At 72.0% G+C, this 24,704-nt stretch carries 20 protein-coding genes; 16 read left to right on the top strand and 4 right to left on the bottom strand.

Annotated elements, in window-relative coordinates; genetic code table 11:
* Positions 1–54: 54 nt before the first annotated feature.
* The 4 genes from ABTY62_RS25610 to ABTY62_RS25625 form a co-directional block, all read right to left on the bottom strand.
* The gene (locus ABTY62_RS25610) at positions 55–2,481 is read right to left on the bottom strand and encodes a transglutaminase TgpA family protein (RefSeq protein ID WP_352131760.1); all 2,427 of its coding nucleotides are present in this window, start codon (positions 2,479–2,481) and stop codon (positions 55–57) included.
* Positions 2,478–3,893 carry a DUF58 domain-containing protein gene (locus ABTY62_RS25615; RefSeq protein ID WP_502997516.1) on the bottom strand — a complete coding sequence of 472 codons (1,416 nt, stop codon included), beginning with the start codon at positions 3,891–3,893 and terminating at the stop codon, positions 2,478–2,480. The genes ABTY62_RS25610 and ABTY62_RS25615 overlap by 4 nt, the downstream gene beginning before the upstream one ends.
* A complete protein-coding gene (locus ABTY62_RS25620) occupies positions 3,893–5,023 on the bottom strand; it encodes an AAA family ATPase (protein ID WP_352131761.1) in 1,131 nt (376 codons plus the stop codon). The genes ABTY62_RS25615 and ABTY62_RS25620 overlap by 1 nt, the downstream gene beginning before the upstream one ends.
* Positions 5,024–5,225: 202 nt before the next feature.
* Positions 5,226–5,783 carry a beta-class carbonic anhydrase gene (locus ABTY62_RS25625; RefSeq protein WP_352131762.1) on the bottom strand — a complete coding sequence of 186 codons (558 nt, stop codon included), beginning with the start codon at positions 5,781–5,783 and terminating at the stop codon, positions 5,226–5,228.
* A 406-nt stretch (positions 5,784–6,189) separates the two neighbouring features.
* Between ABTY62_RS25625 and rsmH the strand changes: the two genes are divergently transcribed.
* The 16 genes from rsmH (at position 6,190) to ABTY62_RS25705 (ending at position 24,565) form a co-directional block, all read left to right on the top strand.
* The gene (gene rsmH / locus ABTY62_RS25630) at positions 6,190–7,152 is read left to right on the top strand and encodes a 16S rRNA (cytosine(1402)-N(4))-methyltransferase RsmH (protein WP_352131763.1); all 963 of its coding nucleotides are present in this window, start codon (positions 6,190–6,192) and stop codon (positions 7,150–7,152) included.
* The gene (gene ftsL / locus ABTY62_RS25635) at positions 7,152–7,658 is read left to right on the top strand and encodes a cell division protein FtsL (RefSeq protein WP_352131791.1); all 507 of its coding nucleotides are present in this window, start codon (positions 7,152–7,154) and stop codon (positions 7,656–7,658) included. The genes rsmH and ftsL overlap by 1 nt, the downstream gene beginning before the upstream one ends.
* 60 nt (positions 7,659–7,718) lie before the next feature.
* The gene (locus tag ABTY62_RS25640) at positions 7,719–9,716 is read left to right on the top strand and encodes a peptidoglycan D,D-transpeptidase FtsI family protein (protein WP_352131764.1); all 1,998 of its coding nucleotides are present in this window, start codon (positions 7,719–7,721) and stop codon (positions 9,714–9,716) included.
* 89 nt (positions 9,717–9,805) lie between these two features.
* Positions 9,806–11,431, top strand: coding sequence for a UDP-N-acetylmuramoyl-L-alanyl-D-glutamate--2,6-diaminopimelate ligase (locus ABTY62_RS25645; RefSeq protein ID WP_352131765.1), 1,626 nt, complete (start codon positions 9,806–9,808; stop codon positions 11,429–11,431).
* 62 nt (positions 11,432–11,493) lie between these two features.
* On the top strand, positions 11,494–12,930 hold the full coding sequence (locus ABTY62_RS25650) for a UDP-N-acetylmuramoyl-tripeptide--D-alanyl-D-alanine ligase (protein WP_352131766.1): 1,437 nt from the start codon (positions 11,494–11,496) through the stop codon (positions 12,928–12,930).
* A gap of 8 nt (positions 12,931–12,938) precedes the next feature.
* Positions 12,939–14,006: a phospho-N-acetylmuramoyl-pentapeptide-transferase gene (gene mraY / locus ABTY62_RS25655; RefSeq protein ID WP_311724739.1), complete on the top strand. Its 1,068-nt coding sequence runs from the start codon at positions 12,939–12,941 to the stop codon at positions 14,004–14,006.
* A complete protein-coding gene (gene murD, locus ABTY62_RS25660) occupies positions 13,991–15,439 on the top strand; it encodes a UDP-N-acetylmuramoyl-L-alanine--D-glutamate ligase (protein ID WP_352131767.1) in 1,449 nt (482 codons plus the stop codon). The genes mraY and murD overlap by 16 nt, the downstream gene beginning before the upstream one ends.
* A 390-nt stretch (positions 15,440–15,829) precedes the next feature.
* The gene (ftsW, locus tag ABTY62_RS25665; RefSeq protein WP_502997519.1) at positions 15,830–17,158 is read left to right on the top strand and encodes a putative lipid II flippase FtsW; all 1,329 of its coding nucleotides are present in this window, start codon (positions 15,830–15,832) and stop codon (positions 17,156–17,158) included.
* Positions 17,159–17,164: 6 nt separating this feature from the next.
* Positions 17,165–18,253 (top strand): undecaprenyldiphospho-muramoylpentapeptide beta-N-acetylglucosaminyltransferase, encoded by a 1,089-nt coding sequence (gene murG / locus ABTY62_RS25670; protein ID WP_352131769.1) that lies wholly within the window; start codon positions 17,165–17,167, stop codon positions 18,251–18,253.
* Between the two features lie 90 nt (positions 18,254–18,343).
* On the top strand, positions 18,344–19,141 hold the full coding sequence (locus ABTY62_RS25675) for a cell division protein FtsQ/DivIB (protein ID WP_352131770.1): 798 nt from the start codon (positions 18,344–18,346) through the stop codon (positions 19,139–19,141).
* A 277-nt stretch (positions 19,142–19,418) separates the two neighbouring features.
* A complete protein-coding gene (ftsZ, locus tag ABTY62_RS25680) occupies positions 19,419–20,657 on the top strand; it encodes a cell division protein FtsZ (protein WP_311724745.1) in 1,239 nt (412 codons plus the stop codon).
* Between the two features lie 44 nt (positions 20,658–20,701).
* Entirely contained in the window at positions 20,702–21,433 is a 732-nt protein-coding gene (pgeF, locus tag ABTY62_RS25685) for a peptidoglycan editing factor PgeF (RefSeq protein ID WP_352131771.1), read from the top strand.
* 3 nt (positions 21,434–21,436) lie between these two features.
* The gene (locus tag ABTY62_RS25690; protein ID WP_352131772.1) at positions 21,437–22,156 is read left to right on the top strand and encodes a YggS family pyridoxal phosphate-dependent enzyme; all 720 of its coding nucleotides are present in this window, start codon (positions 21,437–21,439) and stop codon (positions 22,154–22,156) included.
* Between the two features lie 123 nt (positions 22,157–22,279).
* The gene (locus tag ABTY62_RS25695) at positions 22,280–22,894 is read left to right on the top strand and encodes a cell division protein SepF (protein ID WP_352131773.1); all 615 of its coding nucleotides are present in this window, start codon (positions 22,280–22,282) and stop codon (positions 22,892–22,894) included.
* A 74-nt stretch (positions 22,895–22,968) separates the two neighbouring features.
* Positions 22,969–23,265 (top strand): YggT family protein, encoded by a 297-nt coding sequence (locus tag ABTY62_RS25700; protein WP_311724749.1) that lies wholly within the window; start codon positions 22,969–22,971, stop codon positions 23,263–23,265.
* A 49-nt stretch (positions 23,266–23,314) separates the two neighbouring features.
* Complete coding sequence (locus ABTY62_RS25705) at positions 23,315–24,565, top strand: DivIVA domain-containing protein (protein ID WP_352131774.1); 1,251 nt, start codon at positions 23,315–23,317, stop codon at positions 24,563–24,565.
* Positions 24,566–24,704 lie beyond the last annotated feature (139 nt).

Raw genomic sequence — 24,704 nt, forward strand, 5'->3', positions numbered from 1 at the left:
GCCGGATGGCGACCGCCCCTCACGCTTCCCTGTGCCGGTTGTTCCCGGCTGCCGTCAGCCCCGCGGGCGGCTCGGGCGCCGCAGCCCGGACACCCACTGGGCCCACCGGGGCGCGCCCCACCGCTCGACCAGAGCGGACCAGCGCGCCGACGCGGCCCACACCACCCGGACCCCCGACCGCGGGGCCAGCAGCGCCCGCAGCCGGGCCCAGCGCCCGGCCTTGGCCCGGAATCCGGCCAGCACCAGCCGCACCTCGTCACCGAGGCCCGGAACCGGACGCGGCTGCGGCGCGTACAGCACCTGCTCGACGGCTGCCGCCACCCGGCGCGCCGCCTCGGCCGCCTCCGGGTCGAGCTCGCCCATCCGCACGATGCGGGCCACCGCGTTGCGCGAGGTCTGGGAGTCGTCGGGCACGATGCCGAAGTCCCAGGCGGTGTCCAGCAGTTCCCGCCAGGCCGCCAGCACCCGGTCGGCCGCGTCCTGCTCGGTGCGCCCGCCGGAGCCGCTCAGTCTGCGGGACCGGACGCGCTGCCGCCAGAGCATCGGCAGTAGGGGGATCACGATCAGCAGCGCCGCGAACGAACTCCAGCCGACCTGCGTGCTCATCGACCAGCCGCCGCTCGAGGAGGTGTTGTCGGGCTGCTCGCCCACGGCCCCTCCGCAGTCGCCGGCCTTCCTCCGGTCCTGCGCGCAGCTGTCCGACGCCGAGGGCGCCGCCGACGGCTCGTCGGACGTGGTGGGCGCCGACGTCGGTTCATCGGTGGAGTCGCCGGTAGGCGTCTGCTCCATCGTGTAGTCGGGCTGGCTGCCGCGGCTGGGGGTGGGCTCGAAGCGGGTCCAGCCGACGCCCTCGAAGTACAGCTCGGGCCAGGCGTGGGCGTCCTTGAGCCCGACCGACACCGAGCCGTCCGCATTCGCCGAGCCGGGGGTGAACCCGACGGCCACCCGGGCCGGGATGCCCAGCGTCCGGGCCATGGCCGCCATGGAGAAGGAGAAGTGGACGCAGAAGCCCTCCTTCTGCCGCAGGAACTTGACGATGGCGGCCGAGCCGCTGCCCGACTCCACCCGCGTGTCGTAGCGGAATCCGCCGTTCACCGCGAACCAGTCCTGGAGCTTCACCGCCTGCTCATACGCGTTCGAGGCGCCCGCGGTCACCTGGCGCGCCGTGCGGGCGACCACGGCCGGCAGCGACTCCGGAACCTCGGTGTACTCCCGCAGCAGCTGCGCCGGAGCCGGCGGCGCGGCGGCCAGCTGCGCCGCCGTCGGCTCCACGACCAGGCTGTTGACCTTGTACCGCGCGCCACGGGTGGTCTGCCCGCGGTCGCCGACCAGGGTCCGGCCCTCCGGCTCGTAGCGCCAGCGGCCGTCGATGTCGACCTTCATCGCGGGGTAGGGGAGGGGCAGCCAGTTCTGCGCGTACCAGTCGGCGGCCTCGATCGTGGTGTCGACCGAGGAGACGCGGACGGAGGTGCCCAGACCTGTCGGGGTCGGCAGATCGTCCGGCACGTCCTGGACATGCCTCTCCGAGGACTTCCACGTCGTCCCGTCGAACTTGTCCAGCGCGACGATCCGCAGGTACATGTCCTGGGTGGACTGGGAGCTGGTGCGATACCGCAGCACCTCCCGGTTCTCCGGCTGGTTCAGGCTGTCCTGGAGCGACACCAGCGGATTCACCGCCGAGATCGTGCCGTTTCCGCCGCCCCCGCCACTGCCGCCGTTCCGCTGGTCCAGCAGCCCGCCGTCCAGGGACGGCAGCACCGCCGGCACCGCCACGGCGATGCCCAGCGCGAGCGCGCCGATCCGGCGGCCGGTGCGGACCGGGGCCAGCGGCTGGCCGCCGCCCGCCCCGGCAAGGCCGGGAGCCATCCCGTACGGGCGCGGGGCGCCGCCGCTGAACACCCGGCCCCACTGGGACAGCCGGTCCCGCCCCTCGGCCAGCAGCAACAGCAGATAGCCGGCCGCCGCCAGCAGGAACCACAGCCAGTCGTCGCTGCCGTCGGACAGGCCCGCCGCGACCGAGTACAGCGCGAGCAGCGGCAGCCCAGCGGGCGCCGCGCTGCGGAAGGTCACCGCGAGCGCGTCCACCACCAGCCCTATCACCAGCACCCCGCCCACCAGCAGCAGCCGGATGCCGTCGGTGACCGGTGCCGGGATCGCGTACTGCCCCACGTCGACGGTGCCCTGCCGCAGCAGATCGCCGAGTTCCTGGAAGGCCTGCGGGCTCGGGAGCACCCCGGCGAACGCCTCATGGCGCGCGAAGGTGAACGTGAGCAGCAGCAGGCCCGCCAGGGCCTGCGCCGCCACCGTCAGCGGGCGGGCCAGCGGCACCCGGCGGGTCAGCGCGCCCACCGCGCTCTGGATCACCAGCAGCAGCCCGGCCTGCACGAGCCAGCCGGGCTTGTCGACCAGTGGCAGCAGCGCGCAGCCCGCCGCCACCGTCGCCAGCGCGGCGCATATCGCCAGTCGCACGCTTCCGCTCATGCCCAGCCCCCTGTCATGCCGCCGCCCGCCATGGGCGAGCCGGCGTCGGCCCCGATGCCGCCCTGGGCGTCGGCCTGCCGCCACAGCTGTGCCAGCGTGGCGCCCGGGGCGACCGGCAGCGCCGTCCACCCCGACTCGCGCAGCATCCGCAGCCGGTCCTCCAGCTCCCGCGGGTCCGCGGCCCATGCGCCCCGGGACCAGGCGGCGCCGTCCAGGACGAACGCCACCGCCGTCCCCGTGCGGTGCCGCATCCGCCCGACCATCGTCGCCTGCTCCTCGTCCAGATCGCCGAGGAACGCCACCAGCAGTCCCTCGTTGCCCCCGCGCAGCGCCTCATAGGCCCGGGAGAGCCCCTCCTCCTCGGAGTGGTCCACCACCGCGAGGGTGTCCAGCATCAGCCCTGCCGTGTCGGCCGAGTCATGGCCGGTGCCGGTGAAGCCGCCGCCGCTGTCCGGGCCCGGCACCGAGGTGCCGGTGTCGGTCAGCAGCCGGACCCCGTAGCCCCGCTCCAGCAGGTGCAGCGCGGCCGAGGCGGCGCCGGAGACCGCCCACTCGAAGGCCGAGTCGGGACCCGAGCCCTGGTGGGCCACCAGCCGGGTGTCCAGCAGCACCGTGCAACTGGCGCGCTGCGGCTGCTCCTCCCGGCGGACCATCAGCTCGCCGTAGCGGGCGGTGGACCGCCAGTGGATCCGGCGCAGGTCGTCGCCGTGGCGGTAGCCGCGCGGAATCACGTCGTCCTCGCCGGCGAGCGCAAGCGAGCGATGCCGCCCGTCGCCGTACCCCACGGCCTCACCCGCGAAGCGCACCAGCGGCAGCGGCTCGACCCGCGGCACCACCGTCAGCGTGTCGTACGCGCTGAAGGAGCGGGTGAGCTCGCACATCCCGAACGGGTCGTTCAGCCGCAGCTGTAGCGGACCGAGCGGATAGCGGCCGCGCAGATCGGAGCGGACCCGGTAGGACACCTCGCGCCGGCCGCCCGGCTCCACCCGGTCCAGCACGAAGCGGGGGCGGGGCCCGAGCACATACGGCACGCGGTCCTGGAGCATCAGCAGACCGGTGGGCAGCCGCGAGACATTGTCGATCCGCAGATGCACCCGGGCCTCGGAGCCCGCCGGGACCCGCGCGGGCGCGAGCCGTCTGCTGCCCGCCACCCGGTAGCGGGTGCGGTAGACCACGGCCACGCACACCAGCGGCAGCACCGCGAGCAGCAGCCCGACCCGCAGCAGATCGGCCTGCCCCAGGACATAGCTGCACACCGCGGCCGCCACACCGGCGGCCAGGAACGAGCGGCCGCGGGTGGTCAGGCCGGCCAGCGCCGAGCGCACCCCCCGCTGGTCCTCTTTGCCCTCACGATCGCCCTCGCGGTATCCGTCGTCGTAGCCGGGGGCCATGGGTGCCCCCCCTGCCGTCATCACAGCCTCCGCGCGCCCGGCGGCTGCTGGCCGTACTCAACCGGGGGCGCGGGCGGTACGGGCGGCATCGGACCGGCGCCGGGTGGCATCGGGGCCCCATGGGGCGGCATCGGGGCCGCGCCGGGCGGCACCGGGCCCGCCGGCACCGGGCCCGCGCCGCGGGGCGCCGCGCTGGGCACCGGGGTGCGCTGAAGGATCTCCGTGATCACCTGCTCCGAGGTGCGCCGGTTCAGCTGGGCCTGCGCGGTGGGCAGCAGCCGGTGGGCCAGCACCGCGACGGCCAGCGACTGCACATCGTCGGGCAGGCAGAAGTCCCGGCCGGCCAGCGCCGCGGACGCCTTGGCCGCCCGCAGCAGATGCAGCGTCGCCCGGGGGGACGCGCCCAGCCGCAGATCGGGGTGGTTGCGGGTGGCGGCGACCAGGTCGACCGTGTACCGCCGGACCGCCTCGGCCACATGGACCTCGCGGACCGTCTCGACGAGCTTGGCGATCTCATGGGCGTGGGCCACCGGCTGGAGATCGTCCAGCGGGGAGACACCGCCGTGGACATCCAGCATCTGGAGCTCGGCCTGCGGGCTCGGATAGCCGATCGAGACGCGCGCCATGAAGCGGTCGCGCTGCGCCTCGGGCAGCGGGTACGTGCCCTCCATCTCGATCGGGTTCTGCGTGGCCACCACCATGAACGGGGTCGGCAGCTCGTACGTCTGCCCGTCGATGGTGACCTGCCGCTCCTCCATCGACTCCAGCAGCGCCGACTGGGTCTTGGGCGAGGCCCGGTTGATCTCGTCACCGATCACGATCTGGGAAAAGATCGCGCCCGGCTTGAACTCGAAGTCCTTCTGCTGCTGGTCGTAGACGCTCACACCGGTGATGTCCGACGGCAGCAGGTCGGGAGTGAACTGGATACGGCGCACGGAGCAGTCGATGGACTTCGCCAGCGCCTTGGCGAGCATGGTCTTCCCCACGCCCGGGACATCCTCCAGCAACAGATGTCCCTCAGCGAGCAGCACGGTCAGCGAAAGCCGCACGACCTCGGGCTTGCCCTCGATCACACCCTCCACCGACCTGCGGACACGCTCCGCTGTGGTGGTCAGATCGCTGAGGCTCGCTCGCTCGTCATAGGTCGTCACCCGGCCCTCCTCGGCCCGATCTCGGGCCGCTGCCCTCGGAACGGACCGGCCCACCGCAACACGCTGACATCCGCCCCCCGCAAGCCGCGGGAGGCGATGTCACATACGCATTCTTGCGGTCCCTGCCTCATCTCGTCACTCGGCTGTGGATAACCCGGAGTGATTTGTCGGGAGTGGAGGGCTTTGGGGACTTAAAACGGGCTCACCCGCGGGGCGTGACCTCGCGGAGCAGACCCGTCGTCACGTCGAAGACGAAGCCACGCACATCATCCGTGTGGAGCAGGAACGGAGAGGTGCGCACCCGCTGCATCGACTGGCGTACGTCGGCGTCGAGGTCCTTGAACGCCTCGACCGCCCACGACGGCCGCTGGCCGACCTCGTCCTCCAGCTCGTGCCGGAAGTCCTCGGTCACGTTCAGCAGGCCGCAGCCGGTGTGGTGGATGAGCACGACGCTGCGGGTGCCCAGCGCGCGCTGGCTGATCGTCAGGGAGCGGATGACGTCGTCGGTGACCACACCGCCCGCGTTCCGGATGGTGTGGCAGTCGCCGAGCTCGAGGCCGAGCGCCTTGTGCAGGTCCAGACGCGCGTCCATGCACGCGACCACGGCGACGCGCAGCACGGGGCGGGCGTCCATGCCGGGGTCCTGGAACTCGGCGGCGTAACTGCGGTTGGCCTCCACGAGGCGATCGGTGACCGTACCTCCCGTGCGGGCGGCGCTGTCGGCGGACGGGGGCAGCGGCTGCGGCGCGGCTATCGACATGGCTAGGACACTACCTTCCACCAGCGGATTTTGTCTTTTCTTTAGATAGGGCATAGAGGGGCATCGGCAGGCGCGCGACACTCGGTGTGAGGGAGTCCACACGGGTGACGCTTCCTCTACCTTGCGCCCGTTCGGGGTGTTCGACACCCGCGCAGGGCATGTTGGCCGGTTGATTGACCGAAGGGACGAGTGGACTAAAGTGACGCGAAGTGGGAGGCCCGACGCTCCCCTAGGATCCCGGATTTTCGCGTGAGCGCGGTGCGTACGTACCACTCGGCCTCCTCCCGCTCCGGCCGCCTGACGTCACTTCCCCGGCGCCAGTAGGCCACTTCCCCTTCAGAGCGGGCGGGGACCCGGCGGTGCGTGCCCTCCTCGCCCGACCCTCAGAAGGGCGCACGAGCAGCGCATGAGCAGCAACGCTCTCCACGTCCCCGTCATGCTCCAGCGCTGCCTGGACATGCTCGCCCCCGCCCTCGCGCGGCCCGGAGCGGTCGTGGTCGACTGCACCCTCGGCCTCGGCGGGCACAGCGAGGCCTTGCTGCGCACCTTCCCCGAGGCCAGGCTGGTCGCGCTGGACCGCGACCCGGCGGCGCTCAAGCTCTCCGGCGAACGGCTGGCCCCTTACGGCGATCGGGCGACGCTCGTGCACGCCGTCTACGACGAGCTCCCCGAGGTCCTCGCCCGGCTCGGCGTCCCCCGCGTCCAGGGGATCCTCTTCGACCTCGGCGTGTCCTCCATGCAGCTGGACGAGGCCGAGCGCGGCTTCGCGTACGCGCAGGACGCGCCGCTGGACATGCGGATGGACCAGACCACCGGGATCAGCGCGGCCGAGGTGCTCAACACCTATCCGCCGGGCGACCTGGTGCGGATCCTGCGGACGTACGGCGAGGAGAAGTTCGCCCGGAAGATCGTGGACGCGGTGGTGCGCGAGCGCGCGAAGGAGCCGTTCCGCAACAGCGCCCGGCTGGTGGAGCTGATCCGCGAGGCCCTGCCGCAGGCGGCCAAGCGCACCGGCGGCAACCCCGCCAAGCGCACCTTCCAGGCGCTGCGGATCGAGGTCAACGGCGAGCTCGCGGTCCTGGAGCGCGCGATCCCGGCGGCCGTGGCGGCCCTCGCGGTCGGCGGCCGGATCGCCGTCCTCTCCTACCACTCGCTCGAGGACCGCCTGGTCAAGCACGTGCTCGCGGCCGGCGCCGAGACCACCGCGCCGCCCGGCCTGCCGGTCGTCCCCGAGCGCTACCAGCCCCGCCTGAAGCTTCTGACCCGCGGCGCCGAGCTCCCCACGGAAGAGGAGATCGCCGAGAACCGCCGTGCCGCCCCCGCGCGGCTGCGGGGCGCGGAGCGCATCCGCGAGGAGGTCGCCCCATGATGGCCGCCGGGCCGCGGGCGGCACGGCGGACGCCGTTCGTGCTGCTGGTCGTCGTGCTGCTGGGCTCCGGCCTGATCGCGCTGCTGCTGCTCAACTCCTCCCTCAACCAGGGATCGTTCGAGCTCAGCAGGCTCGAGAAGCAGACCACCGAGCTCTCCGACGAGCGCCAGGCCCTCCAGCAGGAGGTCGACCGGCTCTCGGCCCCGGACGCGCTGGAGCGGCAGGCCCGGAGGCTGGGCATGGTGCCCGGCGGCAGCCCCGCCTTCCTGAACCCGGACGGCAGCGTCAGCGGCGTGCCCGGCTCCGAGTCCGGCGCGCCCTCGGTGGCCCGGGCCCCCGCGCCGCCCCTGCGGTCGCTGCCCGCCGCGACCCCCGCCCCCACGGCCACGCCGCCGTCGTCGCCCGCGCCCGGCCCGAGGGCCTCCGCCTCGGCGGCGCCGTCCGCCGCCGCGCCCGGCGCCGCTCCCTCCGCTTCCGCGAACTCCACCCCGCCCCCCGGTAGGTGACACGGTGACGCGACCCTCTGCCCGCACCCAGCCCGTCCCCGGTCCACTGGGGACGGCCGCGTGACCGCCCCGCGCGACCGCGACCCCCGCCGGCTGCCCGGCCCCGCGGGCCCGCGGGGCGACGGCCGCCCGCGCCAGGGCGCCCCGCGCCGCCCGGGCGACGCGCGCCCCGCCCCGCGCCGGTCCGCGGCCGCCCGCCCGGGGCAGCCCCGCCGCCCGGGCAACGCCGCCCAGCCGCTGCGGCTGGGCAGCCCGCGCCCCCGGCTGCGGCTGATCAGCCTCGGCCTCACCCTGGTCATGCTGATCTTCGTCGTACGGCTGCTCCAGGTGCAGGCCGTCGACGCCGACGCCTACGCGGCCAAGGCCAATGTGAACCGCTACATCCCGGTCACCCTGGCCGCCGAGCGCGGCTCGATCACCGACCGCGACGGCGTCGACCTGGCCACCACCGTGGACGCGTACGACATCACCGCCGCCCCCGACCTGCTCACCCCCAAGACGGCCAAGGTCGACGACGCCCCGCGCCAGGCCGCCGCGCTGCTCGCGCCGATCCTCGGCGAGGACCAGGCGGCCCTGGAGCGCAAGCTCACGGCCAACCCGAAGTCGCAGTACGTGGTCCTGGCCCGCCAGCAGACCCCGCAGGTGTGGAATCAGATCAAGGACCTCAAGAGCGCCCTGAGCGACGCGGCGGCCAAGGGCAAGGGCGTCAACGTCCTGGCCGGGGTCAACCGTGAGGCGCACAGCAAGCGCGTCTACCCGAACGGGGACCTCGCCGCCGGGGTGCTCGGCTTCGTGGACGCCGAGGGCCATGGCGCCGCCGGCGTCGAGCGGGAGCTGAACAAGCGGCTCGCGGGCAAGGACGGAAAGCGGGTCTACGCCCAGTCCGGCGGCCGCCAGGTGCCCACCGGCGACGTCAAGGAGCAGCCCGCGGTGCCCGGCAGCGACGTCGAGCTGACCATAGACCGCGACATCCAGTGGGCCGCCCAGAGCGCCATCAGCGAGCAGGTGAAGAAGTCCAGGGCGGACCGCGGCTATGTGATCGTCCAGGACACCCGCACCGGTGAGATCCTGGCCCTGGCCAACGCCCCGGGGTTCGACCCGAACGACATCTCGGAGGCCAGCGCGGACGTCCTGGGCAACGCCGCGCTCTCGGACGCGTACGAGCCGGGCAGCGTCAGCAAGCTGATGTCGATGGCCGCCGTCCTGGAGGAGGGCGCCGCCACCTGGGACACCCATGTGGTGGTCCCCAACCGGCTGCCGCGCGCCGACCGCGCCTTCGCGGACGACATCGACCACCCCACCTGGTATCTCACCCTCAACGGGGTGCTCGCCAAGTCCAGCAACATCGGCACCATCCTCGCCACCGAGCAGCTGGGGAAGAACCAGAAGGAAGCCGACCGGATCCTCTACTCCTATCTGCGGAAGTTCGGGCTCGGCAGCTACACCGGGCTCGGCTTCCCCGGCGAGACCCGGGGCATCCTCGCCCGGCCGGAGAAGTGGAGCGCCTCGCAGCAGTACACGATCCCCTTCGGCCAGGGGCTGTCGCTCAACGCCGTCCAGGCGGCCTCCGTGTACTCCACCATCGCCAACGGCGGCGAGCGCGTCCAGCCCTCCCTGGTGCGCGGCACCAAGGACTCCGGAGGGCGCTTCACGGCCACGCCGGACCCCAAGCGGACCCGGGTGGTCAGCGAGAAGACCGCGAAGACGCTCGCCGCCATGCTCGAATCGGTCGTCGACAACCAGCAGGGCACCGGGACGAGGGCGAAGATCCCCGGCTACCGCGTCGCGGGCAAGACCGGCACGTCCAACCGGGTGGACCCCAAGACCGGCCGCTACCGCGGCTACACCGCCTCCTTCGCGGGCTTCGCGCCCGCCGACCAGCCGCGCGTGACCGTGTACTGCGCCGTTCAGAATCCGACCAAGGGCAGCTATTTCGGCGGCCAGGTCTGCGGGCCGGTCTTCAAGCAGGTCATGGAGTTTTCGCTGAAGACGCTCCAGGTGGCCCCGTCCGGGAAGCGGGCGGCGCGGCTGCCGGTCAGCTACGACCCCAGCCCGTGATCGTCAAGCCGTGACACCGATCACTCCGCATCCGCGCACGGACCCCCCTCATTTAGCGGGGGAGCGGGTGCGGCGGGTACGCTCACGCCGTGCCCCACGCTGATCAGTCTCAAACCTCTCAGCCCTCGCAGCTCTCTCAGAAGGGTGCTCCTTCGACCTACCCGGGAGCGCCCCGGCCTCTCAAGGTCGATCCCACCCCGCTCGGGGAGCTGGTCGGTCAGCTGGGCATCGACGCCCCGAAGGTCCCGGAGGAGGCCGTCGTCACGGGCATCACTCATGACTCGCGGGCCGTGCGCCCCGGCGACGTCTACGCGGCCCTGCCCGGCGCCCGTCTCCACGGCGCCGACTTCGCCGCCCAGGCCGCCGACCTCGGCGCGGTCGCGGTGCTCACCGACCCGGCCGGCGCCGACCGCGCCGCGGCCACCGGGCTGCCCGTGCTGGCCGTCGAGAACCCGCGCGGCCGGATGGGCGCGCTGGCCGCCACGATCTACGGCGAGCCGGGCCGGGACCTGCTCCAGATCGGCATCACCGGCACCTCGGGCAAGACCACGACCGCGTATCTCATCGAGGGCGGGCTGAAGGCGGCCGCGGCCAAGGGCGACGGCTCGCTCACCGGCCTCATCGGCACCGTCGAGACGCGGATCGGCGACGAGCGGATCAAGTCCGAGCGCACCACCCCCGAGGCCACCGATCTCCAGGCCCTCTTCGCGGTGATGCGCGAACGCGGCGTCCGCTCGCTGGCCATGGAGGTCTCCAGCCACGCCCTGGTGCTCGGCCGGGTCGACGGCTGCGTCTTCGACGTCGCCGTCTTCAACAACCTCAGCCCGGAGCACATGGAGTTCCACTCCGACATGGAGGACTACTTCCAGGCCAAGGCCCAGCTGTTCACCAGGGCGCGCAGCCGCGCCGCGGTGATCAACTACGACGACGAGTACGGCAAACGCCTGGCGGACCTGTCCGAGGTCCCGGTCACCACCTTCTCCGCCGAGGGCCACCCCGACGCCCACTGGCGCGCGGCCGACGTGACCGTGGGCCCGCTCGGCTCCGAGTTCACCGTCCTCGGCCCGAACGGCGAGTCCGTGGCCGCCGCCGCGCCCCTCCCGGGCCCCTTCAACGTCGCCAACGCGCTCGCCGCCGTCGTGACGCTCGCCGTCGCCGGGATCGACCCGCAGACCGCCGCCGACGGCGTCGCGGCCGTCCCCGGGGTGCCCGGCCGGCTCGAGCGCGTGGACGCCGGGCAGCCCTATCTCGCGGTCGTCGACTACGCCCACAAGACCGACGCCGTCGAGTCGGTGCTGCGCGCGCTGCGCAAGGTCACCCAGGGCAGGCTCCACGCCGTCCTCGGCTGCGGCGGCGACCGCGACCAGCAAAAGCGCGGCCCTATGGGCGCCGCCGTCGCCCGCTACGCCGACACCGCCGTACTGACCTCCGACAACCCCCGCTCCGAGGACCCGCTGGCGATCCTGGCCACCATGCTCGCGGGCGCCGCCGAGGTGCCCGCCCACGAACGCGGCGACGTGCTGGTCGACGCCGACCGGGCGCGCGCCATCGCCGCCGCCGTGGCCCGCGCCGAGCCCGGCGACACCGTTCTGGTCGCGGGCAAGGGCCATGAGCTGGGCCAGGACATCGCCGGGGTGGTCCGCCCCTTCGACGACCGCCAGGTACTGCGCGAAGCCATCGAGCTCGCCATCAAACGCCAAGACAACCAGGGATGACAGATCGCCATGCGCGCACCAGCCCCCTCCCGGCAGCTTCCCCGCACGGCCGGAGGTGATCAGTGATCGCTCTGTCCCTCGCCGAGATCATCGGCATCGTCGGCGGACAGCCGCACGACATACCGGACACGGACCGGAAGGTCACCGGCCCCGTCGTGATCGACTCCCGCGAGGTGCGCCCCGGCAGCCTCTTCGTGGCGCTCCCCGGTGAGCGCGTGGACGGGCACGACTTCGCGCGCGGCGCCGTCGAGGCGGGCGCGGTGGCGGTGCTGGCCGCCCGCCCGGTCGGCGACGCGGACGCGCCCGTACCGGCGATCGTCGTACCCGACGTCCAGGCCGCCCTGGGGACGCTGGCCCGTGCCGTCGTGCAGCGGCTGGACGCCACCGTGGTCGCGCTCACCGGCTCGGCGGGCAAGACCAGCACCAAGGACCTGATCGCGCAGCTGCTGCGGCGGCACGGCCCCACCGTGTGGACACCGGGCTCGCTCAACAACGAGCTCGGCCTGCCGCTGACCGCGATGACCGCCGACGAGACGACCCGCCATCTGGTGCTGGAGATGGGCGCCCGCGGCAAGGGCCACATCCGGTATCTGACCGACCTCACCCCACCCCGGGTCGGCCTGGTCCTCAACGTCGGCACGGCTCACATCGGCGAGTTCGGCGGCCGCGAGGCGATCGCCGAGGCCAAGGGCGAGCTGGTCGAGGCGCTGCCCGCCGCCGCGGAGGGCGGGGTCGCGGTGCTCAACGCCGACGACCCCCTGGTCCGCGCCATGGCGACGCGCACCAAGGCCCGTACGGTGCTGTTCGGGGAGGCCGCCGACGCCGACGTCCGTGCCGAGAATGTCCGGCTCGCGGGCGGCGGTCGGCCCGCCTTCACCCTTCACACCCCCACCGGGTGCAGCGAAGTGACCATGCGCCTGTACGGTGAGCACCACGTGCCGAACGCGCTTGCCGCGGCCGCCGTCGCCCATGAGTTGGGCATGTCCGTCGACGAGATCGCCACAGCGCTCTCCGAGGCGGGGCAGCTCTCCCGCTGGCGGATGGAGGTCACCGAGCGCCCGGACGGCGTGACGGTCGTCAACGACGCCTACAACGCGAACCCCGAGTCCATGCGAGCCGCGCTGCGCGCGCTGGTCGCGATGGGCAAGGCCGGGGAGGCGGAAGGGCGGCGCACGTGGGCGGTGCTGGGTCCGATGGCCGAGCTCGGCGAGGAGTCACTGGCCGAGCATGACGCTGTCGGGCGGCTGGCCGTCAGGCTCAACGTCAGCAAGCTCGTGGCGGTCGGTGGCCAGGAGGCCGCCTGGCTCGACATGGGCGCCAAGAACGAGGGTTCGTGGGGTGAGGAGTCGGTGCACGTGTCCGACGTGCGGGCGGCGGTCGATCTGTTGCGCAGCGAGCTGCGACCGGGGGACGTCGTGCTGGTGAAGGCATCCAGGTCGGTGGGGCTGGAGCGGGTCGCGCAGGCTCTGCTCGAGGGCGAGGGTGAGGGCGTCCGCTGATGGGTGGCATGAGGCAGATCCTCTTCTCGGGAGCCATCGGGCTCTTTCTGACCCTGATCGGCACCCCGCTGCTGATCAAGCTGTTGGCGCGCAAGGGCTACGGCCAGTTCATCCGGGACGACGGCCCGCGCAGCCACGGCAGCAAGAAGGGCACGCCCACCATGGGCGGTATCTCCTTCATCCTGGCCACGCTGATCGCCTACGCCCTGACGAAGGTGATCACCGGCAGCGAGCCCACCTTCTCCGGTGTGCTGGTGCTGTTCCTGTTCGCGGGCATGGGCCTGGTCGGCTTCCTGGACGACTACATCAAGATCGTCAAGCAGCGGAGCCTGGGGCTGCGCGCCAAGGCCAAGATGCTCGGTCAGCTGATCGTCGGTGTCGCCTTCGCGATCCTCTCGCTGAACTTCGCCGACTCCCGGCAGCAGACCCCCGCCTCCGACCGGCTCTCCTTCGTCCAGGACTTCGGCTGGTCCTTCGGCCCGGTGATCTTCGCGATCTGGGCGCTGTTCATGATCCTGGCGATGTCGAACGGCGTGAACCTCACCGATGGCCTCGACGGCCTGGCCACCGGCGCCTCCGTGATGGTCTTCGGCGCCTACACCTTCATCGGCGTCTGGCAGTACCAGGAGTCCTGCGCCAACGCGCAGACCCTCACCAACCCCGCGTCCTGTTTCGAGGTCCGCGACCCGCTCGACCTCGCGGTCGTCGCCTCCGCGCTGATGGGTGCCTGCTTCGGCTTCCTGTGGTGGAACACCTCGCCCGCGAAGATCTTCATGGGTGACACCGGCTCCCTCGCGCTCGGCGGCGCGCTCGCGGGTCTGGCCATCTGCTCCCGCACCGAGTTGCTGATCGCCATCCTCGGCGGCCTGTTCGTCCTGATCACCATGTCCGTGGTCATCCAGGTCGGCTCGTTCCGGCTCACCGGCCGGCGCGTGTTCAGGATGGCGCCACTACAGCACCACTTCGAACTCAAGGGGTGGAGCGAGGTCCTTGTGGTGGTCCGGTTCTGGATCATCCAGGGCATGTGCGTGATCGTCGGACTCGGCCTCTTCTACGGGGGATGGCGAGCCCAGTGACACTGGACGTCTCCGACCTCGCCGGGCGGCATGTCACCGTCGCCGGACTCGGCGTCTCCGGGGTCCCCGCAGCGCGTGCGCTGCGGGGCCTCGGGGCCACGGTGACCGTGGTCAACGGCGTCGACGGCGAGCGGCAGCGCGCCGAGGCCGCCGAACTGGAGGCGCTGGGCGTCACGGTCCGGCTCGGCGACGGGGACACGTTGCCCCAGGGCACGGACCTGATCGTCACCACGCCCGGCTGGAAGCCGGGCAGCCCGCTGTTCCAGGCGGCCGCCGAGGCCGGGGTGCCGGTGTGGGGCGATGTGGAGCTGGCCTGGCGGCTCCGGAAGGCCGACGCGCCGCCCTGGCTCGCGGTCACCGGCACCAACGGCAAGACCACCACCGTGCGCATGCTGGCCGCCATCCTGGAGGCGGCCGGGCTGCGCACCGCCGCCGTCGGCAACATCGGCGTCTCGCTGCTGGACGTGGTCCTCGGCGAGGAGCAGTACGACGTGCTGGCCGTCGAGCTCTCCAGCTACCAGCTGCACTGGGCGCCGTCGCTGCGCGCCCACTCCGGCGCGGTGCTCAACCTCGCGCCGGACCACCTCGACTGGCACGGCTCGATGGCGGCGTACGCGGCCGACAAGGGCCGGATCTACGAGGGCAACAAGGTCGCCTGCGTCTACAACGTGGCCGACCCGGCCACCGAGGACCTGGTGCGCGCGGCCGACGTCGAGGAGGGCTGCCGGGCGATCGGCTTCACCCTCGGCACGCCCGGCCCGTCACAGCTCGGCGTCGTCGAGAACATCCTGGTCGACCGGGCTTTCGTGGAGAACCGGCAGAAGCAGGCCCAGGAGCTCGCCGAGGTCTCCGATGTGAACCCGCCGGCCCCGCACAACATCGCCAACGCCCTCGCGGCGGCGGCCCTGGCCCGCGCCTACGGCGTGCCGCCCGCGGCCGTACGGGACGGGCTGCGCGCGTTCCGGCCCGACCCGCACCGCGTCGAGCATGTGGCGGAGGTGGCGGGCGTGGCCTATGTGGACGACTCCAAGGCCACCAACACCCACGCGGCGCAGGCGTCGTTGGACAGCTTCGAGCACATCGTGTGGATCGCCGGCGGCCTGGCCAAGGGCGCCACCTTCGACGAGCTGGTGGTGGCCTCGGCGAAGCGGCTGCGCGGGGTCGTGCTGATCGGCGCGGACCGTGCCCTGATCCGGGAAGCGCTCGCGCGACACGCGGCAGATGTCCCGGTTGTGGACCTCGACCGGACCGACACTGGGGCGATGGCGGCGGCTGTCCGGGAAGCGGCCCGGCTCGCCCGGCCGGGCGATACGGTCCTGTTGGCCCCGGCCTGCGCCTCGATGGACATGTTCGTCAACTACAACAAGCGGGGCGACGCCTTCGCCACGGCGGTTCGCGACCTGGCCTCCGGCCGGGGCCCGGACGATCAGTAACCCGCCGGTCCCCCGCGCGGACCGCTCGCGCGGGGACCTTGGAGGGGATACGACATGACGGCTGACCAGCCGGCCGCGCCGCGACCCTGGAGGCCCGGCCGCCCGGGCACCGGCCGTGGCGCGCCACGGGCCCAGGCGGCCCCGCGGGGCCAGGCCGATCCGCGGGAGCGCGCGGGCGCGCGGGCGCGGGCGGGAGCGCGCCAGGGCGACTCGGCGCGCAAGAGCACGGCTGTGAGTAAAAGCACGGCCGCGCGTAAGGGCGCGACCGCCGGCAAGAACGCCGCCGCCAGTAAGGGCACCGCCGCGCGTCAGGGCGTGGCGGCGCGCGAGGGGACGGCGGCGAGCAAGGGGGCGGCCCCCCGGGCCCGGTCGGCCACGCGCGAGCGGGCCATGCGCCTCACCCGCCCCCGGCGCGGGCCGGGCGCCCCCCGCCCGTCCCGCCGCCCCACCCGCGGGAGCGTGCTGGAGGCGGTGCGCGGGGCGCAGACGCGGGTCAGAAGGGCCTGGGACCGGCCGCTGACCGCCTACTACCTGATCATGGGCGGTAGCCTGCTGATCCTCGTGCTGGGCCTGGTGATGGTCTACTCAGCCTCCCAGATCAAGGCGCTCCAGTCGGGTCTTGCCCCCTCCTACTTCTTCCGCAAGCAGCTGTTCGCCGCCGCGCTGGGCGGCGTGCTGCTACTGCTCGCCGTGCGCATGCCCATCAAGCTGCACCGCGCCTTCGCCTATCCCCTCCTGGCCGTGTCGGTCTTCCTGATGTGCCTGGTCCAGGTGCCGGGGATAGGGGTGGCGGTGGGCGGCAACCAGAACTGGATCTCCTTCGGCGGCCCGTTCATGCTGCAACCGAGCGAGTTCGGCAAGCTCGCGCTCGTGCTGTGGGGGGCCGATCTGCTGGCCCGCAAGCAGGACAAGCGGCTGCTGGGCCAGTGGAAGCATCTGCTGGTCCCGCTGGTGCCCGCGGCGGCCATTCTGCTCGGCCTGATCATGCTGGGCGGGGACATGGGCACCGCGATCATCCTCACCGCGATCCTCTTCGGCCTGCTGTGGCTGGCCGGCGCCCCCACCCGGCTGTTCGGCGGGGTGCTCGCCTTCGCCGTGGCGATCGGCGTGCTGCTGATCAAGACCAGCGCCAACCGGATGTCCCGGCTCGCCTGCATCGGGGCCACCGAGCCCGGTCATAATGATCAGTGCTGGCAGGCGGTGCACGGGATCTACGCCCTGGCCAATGGCGGCTGGTTCGGCTCCGGACTCGGAGCAAGTATGGAAAAATGGGGCGAACTACCCGAACCGCACACCGACTTCATCTTCGCCATTACCGGGGAGGAACTAGGTCTTGCGGGGACGCTGTCGGTCCTCGTCCTCTTCGCGGCTCTAGGCTATGCGGGTATCCGCGTGGCCGGACGCACGGAGGACCACTTCGTGAGGTATGCCGCGGGAGGCGTGACCACCTGGATCACGGCCCAGGCCGTGGTCAACATCGGTGCGGTGCTCGGTCTGCTGCCGATCGCCGGGGTCCCGCTCCCGCTGTTCTCCTACGGAGGGTCCGCCCTGCTGCCGACCATGTTCGCGATCGGCCTGCTGATCGCCTTCGCGCGAGCGGAGCCGAGCGCGCGGGCGGCACTGGCCATGCGGCAGCCTGCTTTGTGGAAGAAGCTGGCTCGGGTGAGACGGAAGACGATGAGACGGCGCGTCAAGAAGCGGCCGTCCGGAGAGCGGTGAATTTCGGTGCATGTCGTACTCGCCGGTGGGGGGACCGCCGGCCACATCGAGCCCGCGCTCGCCCTCGCGGACGCCCTGCGCAGGCAGGATCCGACCGTGGGGATCACAGCGCTCGGCACGGAGCGGGGGCTCGAGACCCGGCTTGTGCCCGAGCGGGGTTACGAACTGGGGCTGATCCCCGCCGTACCGCTGCCGCGCAAGCCGACCCCCGAGCTGATCACCGTCCCCGGGCGGCTGCGCGGCACGATCAAGGCCGCCGAGCAGATCCTGGAGCGCACCAAGGCCGACTGCGTGGTCGGCTTCGGCGGCTATGTGGCGCTGCCCGGCTATCTGGCCGCGAAGCGGCTCGGTGTGCCCATCATCGTCCACGAGGCCAACGCCCGGCCGGGCCTCGCCAACAAGATCGGCTCCCGCTACGCCAAGTTCGTCGCGGTCTCGACCCCGGACAGCAAGCTGCGCGGCGCCCGCTACGTCGGCATCCCGCTGCGCCGCACCATCGCCACCCTCGACCGGGCGGCGGTCCGCCCCGAGGCGCGCGCCGCCTTCGGGCTCGACCAGAACCTGCCGACGCTGCTGGTCTCCGGCGGCTCGCAGGGTGCCCGCCGGCTCAACGAGGTGGTCCAGTCGGTCGCCCCGTTCCTCCAGCGGGCCGGAATCCAGATCCTGCACGCGGTCGGACCGAAAAACGAAATGCCGCGCGTGGACAACATGCCCGGTATGCCGCCCTATGTCCCGGTACCGTACGTGGACCGGATGGACCTCGCGTACGCCGCGGCGGACATGATGCTCTGCCGCGCGGGCGCGATGACCGTCGCCGAGCTGTCCGCCGTCGGGCTGCCGGCCGCCTATGTCCCGCTGCCCATCGGCAACGGCGAACAGCGGCTCAACGCCCAGCCACTGGTCAAGGCCGGTGGCGGGCTGCTGGTCGACGACGCGGAGCTGACCCCCGAGTGGGTGCAGGGCAATGTGCTCCCGGTGCTCGGCGACCCGCACCGGCTGTACGAGATGTCCCGGCGCGCCGCCGAGTTCGGCCGCAGGGACGCCGACGAGCTGCTGGTCGGCATGGTGTACGAGGCGATCGCGGCACGCCGCTAGGGCGTACGCGGGGCCGCCCCGGAGGGTGACCTCCGGGGCCCTCGGCCGGAGAGGTGGGGCCGGGGGGAACCGGAGAGAAAGGCGCGAAGCGTGGCCGGAGCGACGACCGCCAGGAGCGGTGCCCGACGGACGCCGCCGCCCGGTCCGCCCCCGCCCGTCATCAAGGCGCGCCGCCGCCTCCGGCTGCCCCGCCGCCGCACCCTGCTGGTGACGGCGGTGACGGTCGCGGTCCTCGGCTCCGGGGTCACCTGGCTGCTGTACGGGTCGAGCTGGCTGCGGGTCGAGCGGGTGAACGTCAGCGGCACGGCCGCCCTGACCCCGGAAGAGGTACGCCGGGCCGCCTCCGTCCCGCTGGACGAGCCCCTGGCCGCGGTGGACACCGACGCCACCGAGCGCAGGCTGCGCGAGCGGCTGCCGCGGATAGCGGAGGTGGACGTCTCGCGCTCCTGGCCGCACACCATCGCCGTACGGGTGACCGAGCGCCGGCCCGAGGCGCTGGTCGAGAAGAGCGGCAAGTACGTCGAAGTGGACGAGGACGGCGTGCTGTTCGCGACCGTCCCACAGGCCGTGAAGGGCGTTCCGCTGCTGGAAGTGGAGGCGGACCGGTCGCCGAGTTCGCGCCATTTCGGGGCGGCCAGGCTGCGCCGCGAGGCGGTCGGCGTGCTCGCTCAACTGCCCGAGACGGTCCGGGCGGACACGCTCACCGTGCGCGTCAGGTCCTATGACTCGATCACGCTGGGGCTGACCCGGGGCCGCAAGGTCGCCTGGGGGAGCTCCGAGCGGGGGGCGGCGAAGGCCAAGACGCTGACCGCGCTCATGAAGGCGGTGCCGGACGCGGAGCGCTACGACGTCCAGGCGCCGACGGCTCCCGCCGTGTCGCATAGTTGACGTACATAGCGGCAGGCCAGGACCCTGGTTGGCTTGCCCGCTGGGTGATCACATAGGGTGAAAAGAAAAACGGGAGGTTCGGCGTGTTCGTTGAACGCGCGCCACTTGTCGACTTAGTGTCCTGTTCCGAAGACTCCAGGAAACAGAGGCACTGGTAACCCTAAACTTCAGCGTTAGGGTTGGGGTCGGCGATCAGAACCGTCCCATTCGGCATCAGTCGGCGCACCGCGGCAACAGCGGGGTGACGACACGTAACTCGAGGCGAGAGGCCTTCGACGTGGCAGCACCGCAGAACTACCTCGCAGTCATCAAGGTCGTCGGCATCGGCGGCGGTGGCGTGAATGCCATCAACCGGATGATCGAGGTCGGGCTCAAGGGCGTCGAGTTCATCGCGATCAACACCGATGCGCAGGCCCTGCTGATGAGTGACGCGGACGTCAAACTCGACGTCGGCCGTGAGCTCACCCGCGGCCTCGGCGCCGGCGCCAATCCCGACGTCGGCCGCAAGGCCGCCGAGGACCACCGCGAGGAGATCGAGGAGGTCCTCAAGGGGGCCGACATGGTCTTCGTCACCGCGGGCGAGGGCGGCGGCACCGGCACCGGCGGCGCCCCCGTCGTCGCCAACATCGCCCGCTCGCTGGGCGCACTGACGATCGGCGTGGTCACCCGTCCGTTCACCTTCGAGGGCCGTCGCCGCGCCAATCAGGCCGAGGACGGCATCGCCGGGCTGCGCGACGAGGTCGACACCCTCATCGTGATTCCGAACGACCGGCTGCTGTCCATTTCGGACCGCCAGGTGAGCGTGCTCGACGCGTTCAAGTCGGCGGACCAGGTGCTGCTGTCGGGCGTCCAGGGCATCACCGACCTGATCACCACCCCGGGCCTGATCAACCTCGACTTCGCGGACGTCAAGTCGGTGATGTCCGAGGCCGGCTCGGCGCTCATGGGCATCGGCTCGGCCCGCGGCGACGACCGCGCGGTGGCCGCCGCCGAGATGGCGATCTCCTCGCCGCTGCTCGAGGCCTCCATCGACGGCGCGCGCGGCGTGCTGCTCTCCATCTCCGGCGGCTCCGACCTCGGCCTGTTCGAGATCAACGAGGCCGCCCAGCTGGTGAGCGAGGCCGCGCACCCCGAGGCCAACATCATCTTCGGTGCGGTGATCGACGACGCGCTCGGCGACGAGGTCCGGGTCACCGTCATCGCGGCGGGCTTCGACGGCGGTCAGCCGCCGGCCAAGAACCGCGACAAGGTGCTCGGCTCCTACGGCGGCGGCAGCCGCGACGAGGGCCTCGGTTCGGTCGGCTCCAGCGTCGGCCGCTCGTCCTCCGACACCGGCAGCCGGCCGTCCTTCGGCGGGCTCGGCAGCGTCACCCCGCGCGAGGAGGAGTCCGCGCCCGAGCCGGCCCCCGTCGCCGAGGTCCCGCCGGCCCCGATGCCCACCCACCAGGTCCCGCCGGCCCGTCCGTACTCGGACAGCCAGGCCGAGGAGCTGGACGTGCCGGACTTCCTCAAGTGAGCCGTGCCGACATGGCTCCACGGCGATCCTGAAGCGATCCAGAAGTGATAGCGCAACAGCACGACGCGAGCGGCGCGCACTTCGCCTTCACCGACCGGTGGGGCGGGGTGAGCGCCGCTCCGTATGACGAGCTCAACCTCGGCGGCGCGGTCGGCGACGACCCCGCGGCCGTCCGGACCAACCGCGAGCTGGCGGCCAAGGCACTGGGCCTGGACCCGGCCGAGGTCGTATGGATGAACCAGGTGCACGGCCGGGATGTGGCCGTGGTCGACGGGCCGTGGGGTGACCGCGAGGTCCCGGCGGTCGACGCGGTGGTGACGGCGCGTCGGGGGCTCGCACTCGCCGTCCTCACCGCCGACTGCACCCCGGTGCTGCTGGCCGATCCGGTGGCCGGGGTCGCCGGGGCGGCGCACGCCGGGCGGCCGGGCCTGGTCGCCGGGGTCGTGCCCGCCGTGGTCCGGGCGATGACCGAACTGGGCGCGGACCCCGCCCGGATTCTCGCCCGCACCGGCCCCTCGGTCTGCGGCCGCTGCTACGAGGTCCCGGCCGAGATGCGCGCCGAGGTCGCCGAGACGGTGCCCGGGGCGTGGGCCGAGACCAGTTGGGGCACCCCCGCGGTGGATGTGCCCGCCGGAGCGCGCTCCCAACTCGTGCGCGCGGGCGTGCCGGTGGGGGATCACCCCCATATCTGCACGCTGGAATCCGCGGACCACTTCTCGTACCGGCGCGAGCGCACCACCGGGCGGCTCGCGAGTTATGTCTGGTTGGACGGCTGAGCTGTGACGGATCGCAGAACGGAACTGGCCGAAAATCTCGCACGCGTGGAGGAACGTATCTCCGCGGCTTGTGCGGCTGCCGACCGCAAACGTGAAGAAGTCACGTTGATTGTGGTGACCAAGACCTACCCGGCGAGCGATGTCCGGCTGCTCGCGGAACTCGGCGTTCGCCATGTGGCGGAGAACCGCGACCAGGACGCCGCCCCGAAAGCGGCCGAATGCGCCGACCTTCCGCTGATTTGGCACTTTGTCGGGCAATTGCAGACCAACAAGGTGCGATCGGTGGCCAGTTATGCCGATATGGTGCAATCCGTCGACCGCAAGCGGCTGGTCGACGCGCTGTCACGCGCGGCGGCGGCAGCCGGCCGAGAACTCGGCTGTCTGATTCAGGTGGCCCTCGACGCCGAGTCGGGGCAACAGGGAGAGCGGGGAGGTGTCGCGCCGGACGGAGTGGAGGCGCTCGCCGAGGCGGTGGCGGAGGCTCAGGGGCTGCGGCTGGACGGGCTGATGACGGTGGCCCCGCTGGCCGGACCGTACACGGGGCGGCCTCGGGCCGCCTTCGATCGGCTGATGGAAATCTCATCCAGCCTGCGCGTGGCCCATCCTGCTGCGAACATGGTCTCGGCGGGGATGAGCTCGGATCTCGAGGACGCGGTTGCGGCCGGAGCGACACATGTGCGCGTCGGCACGGCGGTGCTCGGAGTCCGACCCAGGCTCCGGTAACGTCGCGAAGAAGTCGGACCACAGCAGAAAATATGGTCATTCCCGCCAAAAGGCGGGCAGGCCGCGTGGATCCAAGGCATCCGGTGGCGGAGCCGATCCACCACAGAGCGGAGGACGCAGAGAATGGCCGGCGCGATGCGCAAGATGGCGGTCTACCTCGGCCTCGTGGAGGACGATGGGTACGACGGCCGGGGATTCGACCCCGACGACGAGTTCGAGCCCGAACCGGAGCCCGACCGGGATCGTCGCAGGCATCAGGTGGCGGAAACCGAGCCGAGGCCGGAGAGGAGCGAATCTGTACGAGTCGTCCATCCTCCGGCGCAGCGTGAACCCGCCCCGCTCACAGCGGAAACCGGACGACCCGCGCGAATCGCCCCCGTGGCATCCATCACACCTGAACGCCAGAACTTGGAGAAGAACGCGCCGGTGATCATGCCCAAGGTCGTGTCCGAGCGAGAGCCGTACCGCATCACCACGCTGCACCCCAGGACCTACAACGAGGCCCGTACTATCGGGGAACACTTCCGTGAGGGCACTCCGGTGATCATGAATCTGACGGAGATGGACGATACGGACGCGAAGCGACTTGTCGACTTTGCGGCCGGACTCGTCTTCGGCCTCCATGGGAGCATTGAGCGGGTGACTCAGAAGGTGTTCCTGTTGTCTCCTGCTAACGTCGATGTCACGGCGGAGGACAAGGCCCGTATCGCAGAGGGCGGGTTCTTCAACCAAAGCTGAGACGCAACACGGCAACACCGAGTCATCCACAGGCCGTACGGCCGGGCACGAACAAGGGGAGAGGGACCGGCGGGATGGACATCGCACTGCAGGTGATCTACATCGCGCTGTATTGCTTCCTGATCGTGCTGATCTTCCGGCTGGTGATGGACTACGTCTTCCAGTTCGCCCGCTCATGGCAACCCGGCAAGGCGATGGTGGTCATCCTGGAGGCCACCTACACTGTCACCGATCCGCCACTGAAGCTCTTGCGGCGGTTCATCAAGCCGCTGAAGCTCGGGGGTGTGGCGCTCGACCTGTCCTTCTTCGTTCTGATGATCATCGTCTGGATCCTGATCAACGTCGTGCGCAATTTTGCGAGCAGCGTGTGAACGATACGGTCTTGCCGATTGCCGACGACTACGTTGAGGTGAGTTAGAGATGCCGTTGACCCCCGAGGACGTGCGGAACAAGCAGTTCACGACCGTCCGCCTCCGAGAAGGCTATGACGAGGACGAGGTCGATGCCTTCCTCGACGAGGTCGAAGCCGAACTGACCCGTCTGCTGCGTGAAAACGAGGATCTGCGGGCCAAGCTGGCCGCCGCGACCCGGGCCGCCGCGCAGAGTCAGCAACAGAACATGCGTAAACCGCCGGAACAGCAGGAGCGACCCGGCGCCCCCGTCCCCGCCGCCATATCCGGACCGCAGCCCGTGCCGCCCGGCCAGCAGCAGATGGGTGGCCCGCCCCAACTTCCGGGCGGTGCCCCGCAGCTGCCGGCGGGCCCCATGGGCCAGGGCGGACCGGGTCCGATGGGTCCGGGTGGTCCCGGACCTATGGGCCAGGGCGGTCCCATGGGCCAGGGTGGGCCTATGGGTCAGGGCGGGCCTATGGGTCAGGGTGGCCCGATGGGTCAGGGCGGTCCTATGGGTCAGGGCGGTCCGATGGGTCAGGGTGGGCCTATGGGCCAGGGTGGCCCGATGGGTCAGGGCGGTCCGATGGGCCAGGGCGGCCCCATGGGCGGTCCGATGGGCGGCCCCGGCGGCCCGCAGCTGCCGCAGCCGGGCCAGGGCCCGGGCGGCGACAGCGCCGCGCGCGTGCTCTCGCTCGCGCAGCAGACCGCCGACCAGGCGATCGCGGAGGCCCGTTCCGAGGCCAACAAGATCGTCGGTGAGGCCCGCAGCCGCGCCGAGGGCCTGGAGCGCGACGCCCGCGCCAAGGCCGACGCGCTGGAGCGGGACGCGCAGGAAAAGCACCGCGTCGCGATGGGCTCGCTGGAGTCCGCTCGCGCCACGCTGGAGCGCAAGGTCGAGGACCTGCGCGGCTTCGAGCGCGAGTACCGCACCCGGTTGAAGTCGTACCTGGAGAGCCAGCTGCGCCAGTTGGAGAACCAGGCCGACGACTCGCTGGCCCCGCCGCGCACCCCGGCGACCGCCTCGCTGCCGCCGTCCCCGTCCATGACGGGCTCCATGGCCTCGGCCGGCGCGAGCGCGATGGGCGGCCACACCATGGGCGGCAACCAGCCCATGGGCGGCCACACCCAGGGCGGCGGCGCGCCGTCCTACGGTGGCCAGCAGCAGATGTCCCCCGCGATGACCCAGCCGATGGCACCGGTGCGGCCGCAGAGCCCGCAGCCGATGCAGCAGGCGCCGAGCCCCATGCGCGGGTTCCTCATCGACGAGGACGACAACTGACGCGGCGGCGCGCGTAGCGCGTAGCGTCGGCAGTCAAACGGCCGGGCCGGGTCCGGGAGCATCGCTCCCGGAGATCGGAATAGCACACTTCTGAACTCCATTCACCTTTCGAAGAATCTCGTTTGAATTATAATGGTTG

It is taken from the genome of Streptomyces sp. NPDC097640 (assembly GCF_040302705.1).
In the GTDB taxonomy this organism is placed as follows: Bacteria; Actinomycetota; Actinomycetes; order Streptomycetales; family Streptomycetaceae; genus Streptomyces.